Origin of the sequence: Desulfosudis oleivorans Hxd3, from assembly GCF_000018405.1 — a bacterium.
In the GTDB taxonomy this organism is placed as follows: Bacteria; Desulfobacterota; Desulfobacteria; order Desulfobacterales; family Desulfosudaceae; genus Desulfosudis; species Desulfosudis oleivorans.
The window spans coordinates 1,714,311-1,733,368 of record NC_009943.1; the positions used below are offsets into that span (position 1 = coordinate 1,714,311).

Genomic DNA, 19,058 nt, shown 5'->3' on the forward strand with positions numbered 1-19,058 from the left:
TGTTCTTCAGCTTTCACGTTTTTCGCTCCAGTGCAGCCCCAGATCGCAGTGGGTGTCGGTAGGGTCGCAGTTATAAAGTTTTGCGTTGTCGAGAACAAGGCCGGCCAGGTATTTCTCATTGATGGCGGCCGGGTCAAGCTGTTTATGCCAGGTTTCCCCTTCTGTCTGGACCCGGTTTAACGGATTGTTAACAATTACCGGTTCTACCGGCGCAATGGCCCTGTTGCGTTTCCGGACCCACCTTGTTTTCCGGTAGTCGTGCATGGCGCTCTCAAAGGAGTTGGGCGCGACAAACCGGATATGGCGCATCACCTGCTGCATGCGGCCCACGTGGTAGATATTGCCGTCCACGCTGAAGGGATAGTTCCAGGTGGTGCTGGCCTTCCGCTGTATTCGCCACTGCCATTCCAGCAATTCGTCCCTGCGATCAAAATCCGGCACTGGAACATCTTTTGTGTAATGTCGCCCGGCTCGCAGGCTGATAAACAGGTGCTCTGTTGTAAATTGAGAGATGATAAATTGCAAATCAATTTTTTTAAAGACGATGTTGTCGTCCACCAGGAATATGATCAGCTGCTCCGGTGGCAGGGCCAGTACCCTGCTCGTCAGGTCCCGGTAAAAATTGGTCTCTTCAATCCATTGGATGCCGGGAGATGGGTGTCGGCGAATCGTTTTTTCATAACCGGCCTTAAATCGTTTATCCGTGGCCCGGTACAACACCGTAACAGTCAAAGGGACATAAACCAGATGGTCACGTATACTCCGCAGCAGGCTTTCCACCTGGCAGGCCCGGTTTTTGGAAAAAATGATGATGTTCAGCCGGGGCCGGGCGGCTGGAGCCGTGAATGACAAAGGGTCTTTTGTGAAAAAGTATTTCAGGTAGTTTAAGTTCATGGGCTGTCGGTCGATGGGGTTTCTGGCGCTGCCCGGCATATCCGGTAAAACGGGGTGTAGGCCATGGTTTTGGAATGTTTGTACGGTAGGGATGCGGTGTGGTCCACACACATCATATCTTTTCCCGCGGTTCGAAACTCTTTTTTTGTTATCAGTTTTGGGCCATGCCATATGTAGAGTACCGGCCGGGTCTTGCCAGTATCCGCCGGCAGTGAGAACTGGGGCGTGGAAACCGTTGTCTCAGGAAAAAACAGCCGCAGGTTGCCGCCGATAAACATGTCCTGGGCCACGATGGCGCCGGTCTGGAACCCATGACTTTTTATCTCTGCGGCCAGGGCGTCAAACGGATAGTTTTCCCGTCGGGGGTCTTGAGTGAGGTCGGTGGTTACCAGGCGCAGCGGAATAATGATAAAGATTACCAGCATGACAACGGCCACCAATCCGGCCATGGCAGGGGCTCTTCGTCGAAGGGCATCCGGATTCACGTACAGAAACGCCCACAGGGGAAAGAAAAAAAGATAGGGCTGAAGCCACCGGTCCTTTACATTGGTGGTCTCGCTGCCGATGACGATCACCAGCACCATGATCAGGATCGTCATCATGATATGGCTCAGCCACCGCGTTTGGGGATGGGAACCGGGCTGCAGGTGCCTGCCGAACATCATAAAAAAGATGATCCAGAACGGGGAGGTAAAAGAGATGACAGCAACAACAAATTCAAACACGCCGTACATGGTGATCCATAACTGCTCGTGCCCATCCGGGTCCACCCGCATTCGGTGAAGCGTCTCACCGGTGGCCAGGTCCATGTGAGTAAAAAACCAGAGTGTATGAGGCATCACCAGGACCAGGGCCAAGACCACCGTGAGCAGCAGCTTCGGAGTGAGCAGGTGCTTCCGTAACTCCGGGGAAAGAGCGCCGACAATCAGCATGGCCGCCGCCAGCAGCACAAAATTGTACTTGAACAGGACCCCGCATCCAACGGCGATGCCCAGCAGCAGGTAGTCTGTCACCTGCCCGTTTCGGGTGATCCTCAGAAACCCGTAAAGAGTGGCCGCCGCCGCCGTGGTCACGGCCACCGAGTGGATCTGGTCCACCTGGGCCGCCCACCCGATGGGATGCAGCAGGACCATGGAAACCGAGCAGAGCGCGGACATGGTTTTGTCCCGCGTGATCTCCTTTGCGCTTAAATAGACAAACAGGTAAAGCAGGAACAGGAAGAGATGGCGCAGCAGGGCGATGCTGAAAACAGTCGGGCCGAAGATGTTGAAAAAAAAGATTTGAATCCATGTGTACAAAGGCGGTTGCGCGTTGTAACCCAGGCTGAAACACTGGGAAAGCAGCATTTGCTCCGATTCGTCGATGGTCAGGGTGTTGTTGCTCCACACCCTCAGCACCAAGTGGGCGATAAAGTAGAGACCGATAAAAACCGGAAACCGGTCAAGCATCAATCGGACAACAGGGCGCAATGGACTTCCTTTTTTGACGGCGTCATTTTTTTTCAAAGGCAAATTTTTTGGTTTGAAAATTATAGAAAAACACGATGCCGGTGGCAACCACTTTGGCGGCAAGCGGCACCTGGTTGAAAAAATCGATCTGTATCAGCAGAAAGATGAGAAACGAACCCAGAAAAATGCCGCCGATGGAAAATACAAAAGAGAGGACAAAGGAGACAGGCAAGGACCGGGTGGCCTCGAAAACAAAGCGGCGCTGAAGTACAAAGTTGGTTACCATGCCGGCCCCGGCGCTGATAATGTTGGCGGCGGGCGGATAGATAAAGCGGCAGAGCAGCGCAAAAAGGGCAAAGTCGACCCCGGTGCCGATCACCGACGATGTAAAGAATTTAACGATTTTCACCGCGCTGGTCCCGTATGGAGTAGTTCGGAATATCGTCCCGTTCCCGGTTGTGCACAACCAGCTCGGCCAGCAGGCCGATGGTAAACACCTGGATGCCGCCGCCCATAAGAAAAAAGGAAATGATCAGAAGGGGGCTGGTGCCGATGGAGATGCCTTGCAGCCAGCGCCCGAAAAAAAGATAGACAAAGATACCCGCCCCCATCAGGAACAGCACCAGGCTGATCGGGCCGAGAAAATGGATGGGCCGGGTGACGTAGTTGGTGATGAAAACCACGGTAAACAGGTCGAAAAATCCGCGAATGTAGCGCTCCCAGCCAAACTTGGAGGAGCCGAATTTTCTGGCATGATGTTTTACCGGAATCTCCGCCACCCGGAATCCCTTCTTAAAGGCCAGAAACGGCACAAACCGGTGCAGTTCACCGTAAAGGCGGATCTCCTGAATCACCTCTTTTCGGTAACACTTGAACCCGCAGTTGTAGTCTTTGAGCTTGAGCCCGCTGATGCCCGAGGTCACGGCGTTAAAAAGTCTGGATGGCAGCCGTTTTTCCAGCGGGTCTTTTCTGTCCACCTTCCATCCGGTCACCAGGTCAAACCCCTCGTCAATTTTTGCCAGAAAGTTGGGAATCTCCGTGGGGTCGTCCTGAAGGTCACCGTCTAAGGTAAACACGATCTCCCCGGCCGCTTCTCTGAACCCGGCACTCAACGCCGCGGATTTTCCGAAGTTTCTTCGAAAGAAGATGGCCCGGGTACCGGCATGCTCCCCTGTCAGATTCTGAATGGTCTCAACAGAGCCGTCCGTGCTGCCGTCGTCCACAAAGAGAATTTCAAAATCATCGCCAACCGTTTCCATGACCTTCTGAATCCGGTCATGAAGTGTTTCGATGGACGGGTTCTCATTGTAAATGGGAATGACAAAAGAGATCATCACGCACCTGCCTTATCCGGTTTCGCCATGCGGCGGTATAAATCCAGGGTGTCGCGGCACATTCTGTCCAGGGAGAACCGCTCCGCCACAAAGGCGCGGGCCGCGTTGATTCGGCTTTTTTCTAACGGCATCCGTTCCATGGCACAGGCCAGGGCACGGGCCAGATCCGCCTCCCGGCCGGGCGGCACCAGGATGCCCAGGGGGCTGTCTCCAACGGTTTCCATGCTGCCGCCGTGGGCCGTTGCAATCACCTGCCGGCCCATGGCCTGGGCCTCTACCGCGATGCGGCCGAAGGACTCCGGATGCTTGGAGGCCGACACCACGATGTCAGCCACCCGGTAGGCGGCCGGCATGTCCGTGCATTCGCCGGTAAAGGTGACCCGGCCCTCCAGCCCGGTCGCCCTTACCATGGCCGACAGTTCATCGTAATACGGTGACTGCCGGTCCCAGGCCCCCACGCACAGGGCGTGCCAGTTCATGTGCCGGATCAGGGCCAGGGCCTTGATAAAGACATTGTGGCCCTTGAGCCGGGTGACGCGGGCCGGCAGCATAATGACGGTTTGGTTTGATTCCGCCAGGCCCCATTGCTGTCGCAGGCCTTCCACCCGCTCTTTGCCCACGGCGTCTGGAGAGAAACGCTCCATGTCGATGCCCTCGTGAACAATCTCGATCCGGCCGGTCTCCACCGGGTAGGCTTCCTGAATGTGCCGGGCAATGGTGTCGGAAATGGCGATCACCTTTTCTCCCCGTGTCATGATCCGGCTGTAGGCATTGACCGAGTAAAACCCGTGAAATGTGGTCACCAGGCGGGTGGGGCCGAGGCCTTTCAGGCTTTTCCAGGCCAGATACCCGATCCAGGCCGGCACCCGGGACCGCAGGTGCAGAATATCCACTCGTTCTTCAATCAGCAGCTTTCGCAGCGGCAGGATGTATTTTAAGCACCGGGGGCTTTTTTCACCGATGTGGGGCCAGGTCAGGTGCCGGCTGCCCTCCCGTTCAAGGGGCGCCACCATGGCGCCGCCCGCGGATATTACCATGGACCGTTGGCCCTGCCGGGCCAGAAAGGCCCCGGTTTCCAGGGTCACGGACTCCACCCCGCCGCTTTCCATCTCCGGCACCATCTGAATTACGGTAATCTTTCCGGCCACCATCGTCTCAGTATTTCCGCAGCGCACCGCGCCGCCTCGTTGAGTTTGTTCTCCCTTTCCGGGTAAGCCCCGCTTTTCAGCCACTGCCGAAGGGAGACCGCGTATCCCCGGTCCACCAGGTGCTTTTCAGACCTGGCAAATTTGTTGTTGCGTTTCCATTCCACCGGTATCAGGCCCACCCGGCACCCGGCGGACATGGCCTCGTAGACCATGCTCATGCTGTCCGCCGTTACCCATACAAACCGGCTGGCCGCGTACTGCTCCTCGATCCAGCCCTTCGTGGTCCGGGAAAAGGGCACTACCTCCACGCTGGCGGCGGGCAGGGTGGTTTTAAGGGCCTCTTCCATTTCCGTGGGAGTCCGGGGCGAGGTGGAGAGGGTCCATCGAATGGCCGAAGCGATGGAAATAATTTCCTTTACCGCTTCCAGCACTTTTGTCGAGTGCCAGTGATGGCTTTTTGGGTCTGTGCCGCCGATCAGGATCAGCCCCCGGTCCTCTTCGTGGACGTCCGTGTTTTTAGACAGATTGGGCGGCCCCACCGTAAAAAAAAAGTTATTTTTTCGCGCTACCCCGTCATGCTCCGGAATAAAGCAGAGATCGAACAACCGGCCCAGGCCCGGCGGCGGGGACATGCAGATAATCTTTTTCGCATTGTAAAGGGCGCCCAAACGAAGCACATCGGCATGGGTATGGCTGCCCGTGCCGAAAACAATGTCCGCCCCGCCCGCTTCTTTTTTACCAGGCCCGGTTATGGCCCCAAGGGCGGCACCCCACTGGCGGATATCCGATTTCAGGCCGCAGTTCACAAACCGGTACCGTATATTTACCGGCGTCAGTTCGGCCAAAGCTCCCAGCACCGCCTCGGTCTGTTTTCGGTGGCCGGGCCGGTCGTCTGTCACAGCTGTTATTTCAATAGGCCTCAATTTAAATACGCCTTACTTCGGATTTGCCGGGCTATAACGCCACTGATCGGGGCCACGGCGAGCTCATCGGGGTCTTCCACCGCCGGTGCACCCAGAACCACTGCTCAGGATATTTTCGCACCATCTCTTCAATTACCCGGTTGTACGCCTGGGTGTTGACCTCGATGTCTATTCGGGTGTCCCCGGTGAAAACAAACGGAATGGCCGGGCCGGAAACAAACCGGAAACCCTTGTTTTCCCGGATCAGGAAGCCGGGTACCACAGGTGCGCCCGTGTGCCGGGCAATCAGGGCCAGGCCCTTGGTACCGTAAGTCCACTGGTCGAAAAATTTAATTGCCACCCCGTTGTGAGGGTCGGAGTTCTGGTCCACCAGCAACCCGATCACCTCGTTTTTTCGCAGGGTAGCCACGATTTTGCGCAGGGCGTTGCTGGCCGGAATCAGGCCGGTGCCGCACCGGGACCGCAGGAACCGGACCAGATGGTCCATGGGCGCAAAGTCCAGGGGCCGGTAGACCGCGTGGTTTTGAATGTTTTCCAGGGACGGTACATAGGGTAGCAGTTCCCAGTTTCCCAGGTGGCCGGAGAGGATCAGCACGCCTTTCCCTCCTGCCAGGGCCTCTTTGACAAACCGGATCCCCGTCCGGTCAATGTGGCGTGCCAGGGTTGCCGGGTCGCTTTTCATTGACCAGCATACCTCCAGAAACAGCCGGCTGAAACCGGCAAACACCTTGCGGGCCAGGGTTTTGATCTCGTCCGGGTCAGTTTTTTCCGGATAGGCCCGTTCCAGGTTTTCAATGGTGACCCTGCGGTGCCGTCTGTCCACGGCAAACCAGAATCCTCCGATCAGCCGTGCCACTGGTTCATGATACCGCATGGGCAAGGTACCGATGGCCAGGCACAGCAGCCGCAGCGCCTGCGCGATGATTTTGTCCACAGTGGTCATCTATGTTTCCGCCGGGTTGTATAACCACCCTTAATTTAAGAATTTCAAGCCTATATCCATGGAACTGTATTTTCGGAAGTGTAAGACATGCGGCCCGGGATTGCAAGAGTCATTCGGCCGGACCATTGGTATTCCATGCCTTCATCCACTGACCCACAGAAATGTGGTCTCTGTGTTTTGGTTGTGAATTTAACTTTTTGATGTTTCCATAAGGATCAAACCGTTTCAAAATTAAGTTGCACCAACTTTTTACATGAAAAATGTAAGCCAAAGTTGAAAAAAGCTCGATAATATTTTATGGTGTGAAGATTTTTCTACTTTTACGGTGTTCCCGGACAGGTGCATTTTATGCGAGGGACAGATGGATTTTCAATAAAATCAAAAATTTGTTTTCAGGAGAGAGAACCATGCCAAAGCGGGACGACATACATAAAGTAATGATCATCGGGTCCGGTCCCATCATCATCGGACAGGCCTGCGAGTTTGACTATTCCGGCACCCAGGCCTGCAAGGCCCTTCGCAGCCTGGGCTACACCGTTGTGCTGGTCAACTCCAACCCGGCCACCATCATGACGGACCCTGGTATGGCGGACATCACCTATATCGAGCCCCTGAACGTGGCCACCCTGACTCGGATCATTGAAAAAGAGCGGCCCGACGCCCTTCTGCCCAACCTCGGAGGCCAGTCCGGGCTCAACCTCTCTTCCGAGCTCCACCAGGCCGGCGTGCTGGACAAATACGGGGTCAAGATCATCGGCGTTAACGTGGATGCCATAAAGCGGGGCGAGGACCGCACCGAGTTCAAGAACACCATGGAGCGGCTGGGCATTGAGATGGCCAGGAGCAGGACGGTCACCACCGTGGAAGACGCCGAAAAAGTGGCCGAGGAGATCGGTTACCCGGTGGTGATCCGGCCGGCCTACACCATGGGCGGCACCGGCGGCGGGTTTGTCTACAACGTGGAAGAACTCCGCGTCATCGCGGCCCGGGGGCTGGCCGCCAGCATGGTCAACCAGGTACTGGTGGAGGAGTCGGTACTGGGCTGGGAAGAGCTGGAGCTGGAGGTGGTGCGGGACGCCAAAAACCAGAAGATCACGGTCTGCTTCATTGAGAACGTGGATGCCATGGGGGTCCACACCGGTGACTCCTTCTGCACGGCGCCCATGATGACCATCTCGCCCGCGCTTCAGGAACGGCTTCAGAAGTACTCCTATGATATCGTGGACGCCATCGAGGTGATCGGCGGCACCAACGTGCAGTTTGCCCACGACCCGGCAACCGGCCGGGTGGTGGTCATCGAGATCAACCCCCGCACCTCCCGGTCGTCGGCCCTGGCCTCCAAGGCAACGGGCTTTCCCATTGCCATGGTATCGGCCCTGCTGGCCGGGGGGCTGACCCTGGATGAGATTCCCTACTGGCGGGATGGCACCCTGGAAAAGTACACCCCCTCCGGGGATTACGTGGTGGTAAAGTTTGCCAAGTGGGCTTTTGAAAAGTTTGTCGGCGCCGAAGATGTGCTGGGCACCCAGATGAAGGCCGTGGGCGAGGTGATGAGCATCGGGAAAAACTACAAGGAGGCCCTGCAGAAGGCGATCCGGTCCCTGGAAAACGGCCGCCACGGACTGGGCTTTGCCAAAAACTTCAACACGATCTCCTTAGATGACCTGATGGCAAAGCTGCGTAAGCCCTCCAGCGAGAGGCAGTTTATTATGTACGAGGCCCTGCGAAAAGGGGCAACCATCGAGGCCCTGCACGGGCTGACCCACATCAAGGCCTGGTTTATCGAGCAGATGAAGGAACTGGTGGACCTGGAAGAGACACTGATCAAACACCGGGGAAACCTGCCGCCGGACGACCTGTTTGTGACGGCCAAAAAGGACGGGTTTGCCGACGCCTACCTGTCAAAAATTCTGGCCGTGCCCGAGACCGAGATCCGGAAAAAGCGCCTCTCCCTGGGCCTGGCCGAGGCCTGGGAGCCGGTGCCGGTAAGCGGGGTGGAGAACGCGGCCTACTACTACTCCACCTACAACGCCCCGGACCAGGTGGCGGTGTCGGAAAACAGGAAGGTCATGGTGCTGGGCGGCGGCCCCAACCGCATCGGCCAGGGCATTGAGTTCGATTACTGCTGCGTTCACGCCGCCTTTGCCATTCGGGATCAGGGGCTGGAATCGATCATGGTCAACTGCAATCCGGAAACGGTCTCCACGGATTACGACACATCCAATAAGCTCTATTTCGAACCCCTGACCGTGGAGGATGTGCTCAGCATCTACGCAAAGGAAAAGCCCGATGGCGTGATCGTGCAGTTCGGCGGCCAGACCCCGCTCAACCTCGCCAGGGCACTGGAAGCGGCGGGCGTCAACATCCTTGGTACCTCGCCGGACACCATCGACCTGGCCGAGGACCGGGACCGGTTCCGTCAGGTGATGCAGGACTTGGGCATTCCCCAGCCCGAATCGGGCATGGCCAGCACCCTGGACCAGGCCCTGGAGATCGCGGCCCGCATTGGCTATCCGCTGATGGTGCGGCCCTCCTATGTGCTGGGGGGCAGGGCCATGGAGGTGGTGGCCGATGAAGAGATGCTGCGCCAGTATGTGACGGCGGCCGTGGACGTGTCGCCGGACCGGCCCATTCTCATCGACAAGTTCCTGGAAAACGCCATCGAGGCCGAGGCCGACGCTATTGCCGACGGCACCGACGCCTTTGTGCCCGCCGTGATGGAGCATATCGAACTGGCCGGAGTCCATTCCGGAGACTCGGCCTGCGTGCTGCCGCCGGTCTCCATTCCGGAAAAACACATCAACACCATTGTGGACTACACGCGGAAGATCGCCATGACCCTGAAGGTGGTGGGGCTGATGAACATTCAGTACGCCATTGCCGACGACTGCGTCTATATTCTGGAAGCCAACCCCCGGGCCTCCCGCACCGTGCCCCTGGTCTCCAAGGTGTGCAATATTCCCATGGCCCGGTACGCGGCACAGATCATGATGGGCGAGACCTTGGCCGACCTGGATTTAAAGCCGCGCAAGGTCCGCCATTTCGGCGTCAAGGAGTCGGTTTTTCCGTTTAACATGTTTCCCGAGGTCGACCCGGTGCTGGGGCCGGAGATGCGCTCCACAGGCGAGGTGCTGGGCATTGCAGACTCCTTCGGCTACGCCTTTTTCAAGGCCCAGGAGGCCACCCAGGCCCCGCTGCCCACCGGCGGGGCCGTGCTGATCACCGTGGCCGACAAGGACAAGCAGGCCATTCTGGAAACGGCTCGCCTGTTCAGCGATCTGGGCTTTACCGTGCTGGCCACCCAGGGCACCGGCGAGTTTCTCTCCCGCCAGGGCATTGCCGCCCAGGCTGTCACCAAGCTGGGCCATGGCCGGCCCGACATCGTGGACCTGATCAAGAACGGCGATATCCAACTGCTGGTCAACACGCCGGGCGGCAAGGCCAGCAAGGAGGATGACTCCTATATCCGCAAGGCGGCGGTCAAGTACAAGGTGCCGTACATGACCACCGTAGCCGCCTCCCTGGCCGCGGCCCGGGGCATTGCCGCACGGAACCGGGGCGAAGAGCAGATCCATTCGCTTCAGGAGTACCACGCCAACATCACCTGACCCTGCCATCAAAATCGATATCGGTCTCGGGATCGGGATCGGGATCGGTATCGAAAACGATGGCTTCCGACTGAACCCGCTGGTTGCTTTTTAACACGAAGATCACGAAGCGCACGAAGTTCACGAAGGGAAAAAGCTCTTCGTGTTCTCCCGCTTCAGCGCCCGGGCCGCCGGACCATTCTTTACTTCCAGCTTGACCCGGCAGCCCTTTTGTCTGTATAAATAGATCGGGCACTGCGCCACGGTCCGCCACGGACCGATCCTTTGCGGTGCAACATACCGGCAATCGGGGGAGAGTGCAGACATGCAGGTCAAGGGAACCATTCTTCTGGATCTGGTTCGCATCATTCGCAGCGAAAAAGAAAAAAACTGGCAGCCCCATCTTCAGCCTCAGGACTGGGAGGTGATCAACGGCCATGTCGTGACCTCGGCCTGGTATCCCGGCGACCTCTTCTACCGGCTCTCCTATGCGGTCTACAAGGTGTCAGGGCACTCGGACCTGGACGTCTGTTTTGCCTACGGCCGGTTTACCGGGGGCAACGTGATCAAACTTTATAAAAACATTCTGGTCATCGGCGACCCGGAGACCAGCGTGAACCGGTTTATCGCCCGGCGCAAACTGTTTTTCGGCGGCGAATATGCCGACGCCGAGATCGGCCGGGCAACCTTCGGCAACGGATGGCTGAAATTTCAGTACACCGTTGCCGATCCCGCGGCCAGGGGACGGGAGGTGGCCACGGTGGTCGCCTATTCGGTGGCCGGTGGCCTGCACGAGCTGGTGGAGCGCACCGGTGTTGATAGCGTGCGGACCAACATCACGGAAAAAAACCAGGCATTTGAGATTTATATAACCTGGACATAAAGAAAGGAAAGACGCCCGGACGGTCCGGCGTCCATGGATAGGGGAATTTATCCGGGAGGACGACCCATGAGCAATACAGTGGAGGTAAAAGGCACCATCATTCTGGACCTGGTCAAGCAGGTTCGCGTGGCAAAAGAGAAAAACTGGGGCGACTATCTTCTGCCCGAGGACATGGAACTGATCGACGGTGAGATTCTGGCCTCCCAGTGGTATCCGGATGAGTTTTTCTACCGGCTCTCCCACGCGGTGTTCAAGGTGATCGGGGAGTCGAAAATGGAGGCCTGCTTTGCCTTTGGACAGCTGCTGGCCCACAAGATGGCCGAAGTTTACAAGAACATCATGGTCCCCGGGGATCCGGCCACCAGCATCGAGCGATTTCTTACCCGCCGTCAGTCCTTTTTCCGGGGCGATTATGCCGATGTTGAAAAGAACCTGCTGGAAAAGGGGAAAAACCGGGTCATGGTCCGGTTCTACGTGGACACCAAGATTCGGGGGCAGGAGGTGGCGCCGGTGATGATGCAGTCCATTCTGGGCGCGGCCCATGAGATCGCCATAATGAACGGCGCCGGCAATGTGCGGTCCAAGATGATCGACAAGCGGGACTCGTTTGACCTTATAGTTGAATGGGACTGACCCGAATATTTCATGAAATTTTTCGACATTGGTTAATTTTAATATAAGATACAGTGTGTTGAAATTGATTTCAGGCGTTTTTTGAAAATACAAACTGTCATAAACGATTTGAGGCGTTTTATATCAATTTTATGTTGAAAAATTTCATGAAATACCCGGGATTAAACCGGGTCGACGAATATGAAATCGTAGGCTTGCTCCTGCTCTTAATCGAAAAGTCACGGCACCGGATCACGAGCACGGGCACGAGCACGGGCATGAGCACAAATAAAAGCAAGATGGAGAGACCTCTGTGCCGGTTTCCTGGCAAATCAGCGACCTGATTGATCTGGACTTTTTTCTGCGCCGGGATGAAAATCCGGACATCCCCGGCGCCGGCGCCGCTGATCGCGCCATCTATCTCACCTATGCCGACACCCATTCTCCGCCTTTTGACCGGAAGGCCCTGATCCGCCGCTGGCTGGATGCCAAACGGGCCGCTGCGCCGGAGACGCATTCGCTTCCCGGAACGCTCTATAATGAAGCCTTCGGCATTTTAAAAATCACCTGCGCGGGTGCCGCCTTTCTGATCGGCGCGCTCCTGGCATGGTCGGTGCTTTCGTACAGCGGCACAGCCCCCATCAATGTGTTTACCTGCCTCTGGGTTCTGGTGGCGCCCCAGCTCCTGCTGCTGGTCCTGCTGGGCATCTCCGGCCTGTTGTCCCGCCTGGGTATGCCCGGCGCCTTTGCGGGTTTTTATCCGGCCGCGGGCCTGCTCCTGCGCCGCCTGACCGTTCGGGCGCAAAAATCGGGCAAAAACGCACTGTCCGCCGCGGCCCGCCTTCGCGTAAACGCCCTGGCCGAAGCCGCGGCCAGAGGCAGCGCCCTGTACGGCCCGGTCTTTTTCTGGCCGGTCTTTATCCTGGCGCAGATTTTCGGCGTCTGGTTCAACCTGGGCCTGCTTTTGGCCGCCGGTCTCAAGCTGGCCATCACCGATCTTGCCTTTGGCTGGCAGTCCACCCTGTTTTTCGACCCGGCCACCGTCTATCGCATGGTGGAGGTTTTTTCCTCGCCCTGGTCCTGGGCCCTGAACGCGGCCCATCCCACCCTGGCCCAGGTTGAAGGCTCCCGCATGGTGTTAAAGGAGGGCATGGTCCATCTTGCCACGCCGGACCTGGTCTCCTGGTGGCCCTTTCTGCTTTACGCGGTTTTATGTTACGGCCTTGCCCCCCGGCTGGCCCTGCTGGCCTGGGGATACTGGCGGCAGCGCCGGACACTGGGGGCGGTGAGTTTTTCCACCGGCGACAGCGACCGGCTGATCTCCCGCATGCAGACCCCCAGCCTGCAAAGCAAGGGCTTGAAAACGGAAAACGGGCCAACGGCGTCCACATCCCCGATTCCTGCTACAAAGGCTGGACCTGCCGGCGAGCCTGGGGGTCCGGCCGGCCATGCCCTGGTGCTGGTGGCCGAAGAGGTGGCCGATTTTTTTCCGGATCGGGAGATGGAAACCCGGGTCCGCGACACCCTGGGCCTGGACATGGCGGGCCGCCTCTCTGTTGAGCAGGACCCGGAAGCCGATGCCCGGACCCTGGCCGATTTTCTTTCGCGCTACACCGGGCCGCCGGAAAACCTGCGCGTGGTGGTGGTGGCCGAGGCATGGCAGCCGCCCCTGGCCGAGACCCTTTTCTGGCTCTCCGCCCTGCGCCGGGCCATGGGTCCGCGCACCGGCCTGATTGTGGGCTTGGTGGGAAAGCCGGAACCCGAGAATCCGTTTACCGCGCCCGACGACATGGATTTCAGGGTCTGGACCCAGGCGACAGCCGGGCTCAAAGATCCGTTTATGCGGACCGAACGCCTGGGAGGCGGCCATGGATAAACCCGCGATTCCAACCTTTGCCGTGCTGGGCCATCCCAACGAGGGAAAATCGTCGGTGGTCTCCACCCTTACCGAGGATGATTCGGTCCGCATCAGCCCCTTTCCCGGAGAGACCACGGTGTGCCGCCACTACCCGGTCACCATCGACGGCCGGGAGATTCTGCGGTTTGTGGACACGCCCGGGTTTCAGCAACCCAGAAAAACCCTGGAGTGGCTGGCCGCCTTTCAGGGGCCGCCCGCGGACATGGCCGCCGCCTTTATCGCGGCCCATAAGGACAATCCCGATTTTTCCCACGAGACCGAGCTGTTTTCTCCCCTTGCCAAAGGCGCGGGCATCGTGTTCGTGGTTGACGGCTCCCGGCCCCTGCGCCGGGTGGATATCATGGAAATGGAGATACTGCGGCTCACCGGCCTGCCGCGCATGGCCGTGATCAACACCAAGGAGCACCACCGGGCCGAGTTTTTGGACGACTGGAAACACGAGGCCCGCAAACACTTTAACACCGTGCGCCTGTTTGACGCCCACCGGGCCACCTGTGCCGAGCGGATCGACCTTCTGGAAAGCCTCAAGCACATCGACCCGGAGTGGCAGCCCATGCTCCAGGAGGTGATTGCTGCTTTTAAAAACGACTGGCAGGGCCGCATCAACCGCGCGGTAACCGTCATTCTGGACCTGCTGGCCGGGGCCGCCCGCCATGTTGTCAGCGACACCTGCGGCGACGAGTCCCAGGCACCCCACACCCGCACAAAACTGGAGACCCGGTACCGGACCGACATTCAGAAAATGGAAAAAGCGGCCCTGCAGGAGATTCGAAAGCTGTTCAAGCACAACCTGTTTGACGTGGAACTGCCGCCCCACTCCATCGTCAACGAAGACCTGTTTTCAAAAAAAGCGTGGCATGTTCTGGGCCTTGGCCAGTGGCAGCTGGCCGCTGCCGGCGCCGCCGGCGGCGGCATTCTGGGCGCGAACATCGACCTGGCCCTGGCCGGCCACAGCCTGGGCGCCTTTACCGCCATTGGCGGGCTCCTGGGCGGCGGGTCGGCCATTTTCGGGGCGCGCCGGGCCTTTAACGCCCGGGTCAAAGGACTGCCCCTGGGCCGCCTGAAAGTGGAGGTGGGCCCGGTCAAAACCGACCAGATGCTGTTTATCCTTTTGGACCGCGCCCTGATCTATTTTTCCCATGTCAGCAACTGGGCCCACAGCCGCAGGGAACCGCCACTTCAGGCCCCGGCCCCGGCCGGCCGCCAGGGCATCACATCCCAATGGGAAGCCGCAAACAGAAAAGAGTTTGCCCGCTTTTTTGCCGCTGCCAGAAAAAACGACTGGCCCGCGCTGGCAGCCTTAAAACCCGTGACCGCGGGCATTTTAGGCCGCACCCTTCAGGAGCTGTCGGAGCGAAAGATACCTCTGGAGTAAGGAGGGAGAAGATTGATCGCACCATACCGCTTATCGCTATCGCTATCGGTATCGAATTCGTTTGGTTGCAATAGCAGTAATTTATATTGTGTTTGTAGTGACGCCGTCAGGCGTTCGCCGACCGGGCATATATGATGCCCTTACGGGCACACTACAAACGGGGTTTTATCCACAATGCTTTTTCCCGGTTCTGCCGCATCCGTTTTCGTCATTACGCCTGGTGACGAAGCAATCTTGCACGCACAAACAAATGATAAAGCACCACCCCGGGAGCGCCGCACCCGAGTGCGGCGCCCACCCAGTCCATATCCCAATCCCATCCTCGCCTCTTGAAAACATTACGCCCCCGTTGCCCCGCATGACCATAAACCCCATCTCCCGCTATTGATGCTGTGTCATAGCGTATAACCAATAGCAGAATTTCTGTTGACATTTCAGGATAATAAAATATAGGGTTTTCAGAAACGATGGGAAACAGGCGTTTTACGTCATGGCACAAAAGCGTTAGCCCCCAATCAATTAACATCCAGGGACTACACAATGAATAAATCAATTATGTTAAGTTTTGTTCTCTTTCGGATTATGAAATATGCGGGTTAGCGGTTGATGTCGAAAAGACATTTAGAATATGGAAGAGCCCTGTGATCCCTACGGAAAGCGATTGTAAAATGAAAACCATAATTCTGGCTCGGCAACAAAAAGGGGATGGCCGGATGGAACATGCGGGATGAAGATAATGCCTTCAGCAACCAACCGATATTTCCTGCCTGTTTTTCTGGTAAGTCTCGGGCTGGTTTTTATCAATCTTTTTGTATATTTTCAGATTCTTGATTTTAGTATGGTGTATTTTGAAGAGGAAGAGGCATTCATCGTTTTTGCCGACGGGGTGACGCTTAATAATATTAAAAAAATCTTTATTGACGCAGCAACCTCAAAAAACTGGTATCAACCGATAGCTCTCGCAAGCTGTATGCTGGATGCGGAGTTTTTGGGGAGCGCTTTCGGTCCAAGGCACATGGTTGATCTGTGCCTGCACATCGGTAGCGTGCTGATGATTTTCCTGTTTTTCAGGATGGCGACAGGGACTGTCTGGCCCAGCGCGGGGTTGGCGGGTCTGTTTGCCGTTCATCCTATAAATGTCGAATCCGTGGCCTGGGTGGGGCATCATGATGCCGGCCTCACGCTTTTTTTTCTGTCATTTTGTCTTGTTGTCTATTTTTATTATGTGCGCTCCCCTTCTATCACCAGATACCTTATTTGTTTCGCGTGTTTTCTTCTCGCACTCTTTTCTCACCCAAGGATTCTTACCTTTCCTTTACTGCTGATGCTGCTTGATTTCTGGCCGCTTTCCCGAATAAACAGGAGGGCCCGGAAAAGTCAAGTACTATCCAATGGACAGGTATCCTTTACTTCGACCCTGCATATCAGAGAAAAATTTCCTTTTTTTTGTGTGAGCCTTCTGATGGTGGGACTTGGGGGGATTAGCGAGTTGTCTACGTTTTCCTTAAGCAGTGAGTCGTTGTTTTTAGAAATATCATTGATTCCGAAAATACTGGTTTCATATGGTGCCTACCTGTGGCGAATCGTTTTATTCACAGGAGTGGAAAGTAATCGCTACATTATGCCGTACTCGATTTCTACCTGGCAGGTTGTGGCTTCTTTGATGGTACTGGTTGCCATCAGTATCTGCGCTTTTCGATTGGCAAAGAAAGGACATTTTTACTTTGCCGTGGGATGGGCGTGGTTTTTGATCGCCATGGCGCCCGGCGCACTGGCGAACGCGGCAACAAATAGTCTGTTTGCCGATCGATACGCCTATCTCGGCGCCATCGGCATTTTTATCATTTTTGTATGGGGTGTTCCCAGGATGCTGGAGGCATTGGGTGTGGCTGGTACCCTGAAAAGGATAACAGTTATAGGTTTGAGCTGTCTTGTCCTTGCTGTTTTGATGCATACCGCCCGATCGCAAGCAGGCCATTGGCGCGACAGCCTTTCCCTTGTCCGTCACACACTGGCGGTCGTTCCGCCGGAACGGATATCCCACGAAAGTGTGGGGGCGGTCTTTCTGGAAAACAACGCCATCGAAGAGGCTGTCCACCATTTTTCCATGGCCTTGCGTTCTAACCCGGATTCGGCCTCCGTTCATGTTAATATCAGCTCGGCGTTGATAAGGGCGTGTCAACCGGAAAGGGCCATTTACCATTGTAAGAAAGCGCTTCTTATAGATCCTGAAAATTCGGAAGCTCATCATAACTTTGGAAACGCGCTTCTTGACCTTGGGGACTGTGATGGCGCTATTATCCATTTTCGGAGGGCTTTAGAGCTACATTCGGCTTCCTATCAGACGTATAATTCCATGGCAGTAGCATTACTTTGTAAAGGGGACAAGAAGAACGCGGTTGCCTTTCTGAAAAAAGCACTTGCAATTTATCCGGCTTATGAAACCGCCCGGAAAAATCTGGACAGAATAACGGGTGAATATTGAGTATCCCAGGTAACCGCAATTTTTACAAAACAGTCAAAGACAATCGTCCCTTTGGTCAGGAGTCGGTATTGGCACGAATCGATCCTCGGTTCCAGGAGAAGTAGATGCCGATCAGGCAGAGGCCGCAGCACACGGCAAAGCCCAGCCGCATGGCCTGTAAAAAAGCGGTGTGGGTTTCCGGCGTGATCTGGACGTCACCGATGAACAGGGCGAAAAAGAGGGTGGCAATGGCCATACTCAGCATCTGGCCGATCAGTCGCATGGTGGCCACTGTGCCCGAGGCCAGGCCGTAATGGGCCGGCGCCACGCTGCTCATGATGGCGTTCATGTTGGGTGAGGAAAACAGGGCAAACCCCAGGCCCAGGAGGAGCAGGGTGCCTACGATATAGGAAATGCCGGAGCCGCCGTTCAGGAGGGCCAGCAGCAGCAGGCCCGTGGCGCACAGGGACATGCCCAGGGAGGCGATGGCGCCGGGTTCAAACCGATCCGAAAGCCGGCCGGCCAGAGGGGAAAACAGGGCCATGACCACCGGCTGGGTGATTAGGACAAGGCCGGCGGTCTGGGGTGTCATGGCCTTGATATACTGCAGGTAGAGGCTCAGGTAAAAGGCCACGGCAAAGGTGGCGGCATAGTTGATCAGGGCCGCCAGGCTGGAAAAGGCAAACCCCCGGTTCTTCTGAAACAGGGCGATCTCCACCACCGGGTAGGGGGTTTTTAACTCCTGGCGGATAAACAGATAGAAACATACGATTGCTCCGACCAGTGCCATTGTCCCTTTTATTCCCGGCATGCCGGAGAGACCAGCCATCAGCAGCACCAGGCAGAGGCCATAGAGCAGCGTGCCGATGATGTCCAGGGGCTGGCCCGCGGCAGGGGTCCACTCATCCCTGATCATGGTGGCGGCAAGATAGACCGAAAGAAGGCCCATGGGAAAGGTGACCAGAAACAGGCTGCGCCAGCCCCACAGGGCCGACAGATACCCGGCGGCAAAAGGCCCGGTGGAGAGCCCGATATAGACCGCGGCCACGGTGATGCCGATGGCCCGGCCCCGTTCCGATACCGGAAACACGGCGGCCACGATGGCGATGCCCGTGGTGGAGACCATGGCCGCGCCCACTCCCTGAAGCATTCGCAGCCCGATCACCATCCAGATCGTCGGGGCAAAGGCAATCAGCACGGTAGCCGCAGTAAACAGGCCGATGCCGTAAATGAATATTTTTCTGCGCCCGGCCATGTCCGCGATCTTGGCGGCCGGCACCAGCATCACGGCGGTGGAGAGCAGGTAGGCATTGGCCACCCAGCTCAGCAGAACGGCACCGGCGGCAAAATCAGTGCCCATGGCCGGCAGCACGATGTTGACGCCGGAGACCATGAAAGGGCCCATGAAGGTGGTCACCGCGGCCACGATCAGTACGGCGCGTTTTGATGTTCGCAGGGACTCCATACGTTTTATCCAAAACGAATGCGCCGGTATGAGTTCCATACCGGCGCATTGATTGACGGACTGT

At 56.9% G+C, this 19,058-nt stretch carries 15 protein-coding genes; 6 read left to right on the top strand and 9 right to left on the bottom strand.

The annotated features are described in order from the left end of the window. Positions 1-6: 6 nt before the first annotated feature. The 7 genes from DOLE_RS07405 to DOLE_RS07435 are packed head-to-tail and all read right to left on the bottom strand — an operon-like array spanning position 7 to position 6,690. Entirely contained in the window at positions 7-894 is an 888-nt protein-coding gene (locus DOLE_RS07405) for a hypothetical protein (RefSeq protein ID WP_153304387.1), read from the bottom strand. Continuing rightward, positions 891-2,363: a glycosyltransferase family 39 protein gene (locus tag DOLE_RS07410; protein ID WP_153304388.1), complete on the bottom strand. Its 1,473-nt coding sequence runs from the start codon at positions 2,361-2,363 to the stop codon at positions 891-893. The genes DOLE_RS07405 and DOLE_RS07410 overlap by 4 nt, the downstream gene beginning before the upstream one ends. 22 nt (positions 2,364-2,385) lie before the next feature. After that, complete coding sequence (locus DOLE_RS07415) at positions 2,386-2,751, bottom strand: GtrA family protein (RefSeq protein ID WP_041280430.1); 366 nt, start codon at positions 2,749-2,751, stop codon at positions 2,386-2,388. Next, the gene (locus tag DOLE_RS07420) at positions 2,738-3,676 is read right to left on the bottom strand and encodes a glycosyltransferase family 2 protein (protein ID WP_012174862.1); all 939 of its coding nucleotides are present in this window, start codon (positions 3,674-3,676) and stop codon (positions 2,738-2,740) included. Before DOLE_RS07420 ends, DOLE_RS07415 begins: the two co-directional genes overlap by 14 nt. Further along, positions 3,676-4,827 carry a glycosyltransferase family 4 protein gene (locus DOLE_RS07425; RefSeq protein ID WP_012174863.1) on the bottom strand — a complete coding sequence of 384 codons (1,152 nt, stop codon included), beginning with the start codon at positions 4,825-4,827 and terminating at the stop codon, positions 3,676-3,678. Before DOLE_RS07425 ends, DOLE_RS07420 begins: the two co-directional genes overlap by 1 nt. Next, complete coding sequence (locus tag DOLE_RS07430) at positions 4,803-5,723, bottom strand: mitochondrial fission ELM1 family protein (RefSeq protein WP_012174864.1); 921 nt, start codon at positions 5,721-5,723, stop codon at positions 4,803-4,805. The genes DOLE_RS07425 and DOLE_RS07430 overlap by 25 nt, the downstream gene beginning before the upstream one ends. 55 nt (positions 5,724-5,778) lie before the next feature. Next, positions 5,779-6,690, bottom strand: a complete 912-nt coding sequence (locus tag DOLE_RS07435; protein ID WP_012174865.1) for a lysophospholipid acyltransferase family protein — start codon at positions 6,688-6,690, stop codon at positions 5,779-5,781. A gap of 407 nt (positions 6,691-7,097) precedes the next feature. Between DOLE_RS07435 and carB the strand changes: the two genes are divergently transcribed. Continuing rightward, positions 7,098-10,298 carry a carbamoyl-phosphate synthase large subunit gene (gene carB, locus DOLE_RS07440; protein ID WP_012174866.1) on the top strand — a complete coding sequence of 1,067 codons (3,201 nt, stop codon included), beginning with the start codon at positions 7,098-7,100 and terminating at the stop codon, positions 10,296-10,298. Here the strand turns inward: carB and DOLE_RS07445 are convergent. Next, on the bottom strand, positions 10,291-10,551 hold the full coding sequence (locus tag DOLE_RS07445) for a hypothetical protein (protein ID WP_041280431.1): 261 nt from the start codon (positions 10,549-10,551) through the stop codon (positions 10,291-10,293). The genes carB and DOLE_RS07445 overlap by 8 nt on opposite strands. A 51-nt stretch (positions 10,552-10,602) precedes the next feature. On the opposite strand from DOLE_RS07445, the gene DOLE_RS07450 reads away from it, so the two are divergent. The 5 genes from DOLE_RS07450 (at position 10,603) to DOLE_RS07470 (ending at position 17,550) form a co-directional block, all read left to right on the top strand. Next, the gene (locus tag DOLE_RS07450) at positions 10,603-11,160 is read left to right on the top strand and encodes a hypothetical protein (RefSeq protein WP_012174867.1); all 558 of its coding nucleotides are present in this window, start codon (positions 10,603-10,605) and stop codon (positions 11,158-11,160) included. A 66-nt stretch (positions 11,161-11,226) separates the two neighbouring features. Continuing rightward, positions 11,227-11,793, top strand: a complete 567-nt coding sequence (locus DOLE_RS07455; RefSeq protein ID WP_012174868.1) for a hypothetical protein — start codon at positions 11,227-11,229, stop codon at positions 11,791-11,793. 292 nt (positions 11,794-12,085) lie between these two features. Beyond that, complete coding sequence (locus DOLE_RS07460; RefSeq protein WP_012174869.1) at positions 12,086-13,648, top strand: DUF2868 domain-containing protein; 1,563 nt, start codon at positions 12,086-12,088, stop codon at positions 13,646-13,648. Further along, the gene (locus DOLE_RS07465) at positions 13,641-15,065 is read left to right on the top strand and encodes a GTPase/DUF3482 domain-containing protein (protein WP_012174870.1); all 1,425 of its coding nucleotides are present in this window, start codon (positions 13,641-13,643) and stop codon (positions 15,063-15,065) included. Before DOLE_RS07460 ends, DOLE_RS07465 begins: the two co-directional genes overlap by 8 nt. A 736-nt stretch (positions 15,066-15,801) precedes the next feature. Next, entirely contained in the window at positions 15,802-17,550 is a 1,749-nt protein-coding gene (locus DOLE_RS07470; RefSeq protein ID WP_167320860.1) for a tetratricopeptide repeat protein, read from the top strand. A 55-nt stretch (positions 17,551-17,605) separates the two neighbouring features. On the opposite strand, the gene DOLE_RS07475 is transcribed toward DOLE_RS07470, so the two are convergent. After that, positions 17,606-18,994 (bottom strand): MFS transporter, encoded by a 1,389-nt coding sequence (locus tag DOLE_RS07475; protein WP_041280432.1) that lies wholly within the window; start codon positions 18,992-18,994, stop codon positions 17,606-17,608. Positions 18,995-19,058: the final 64 nt, after the last annotated feature.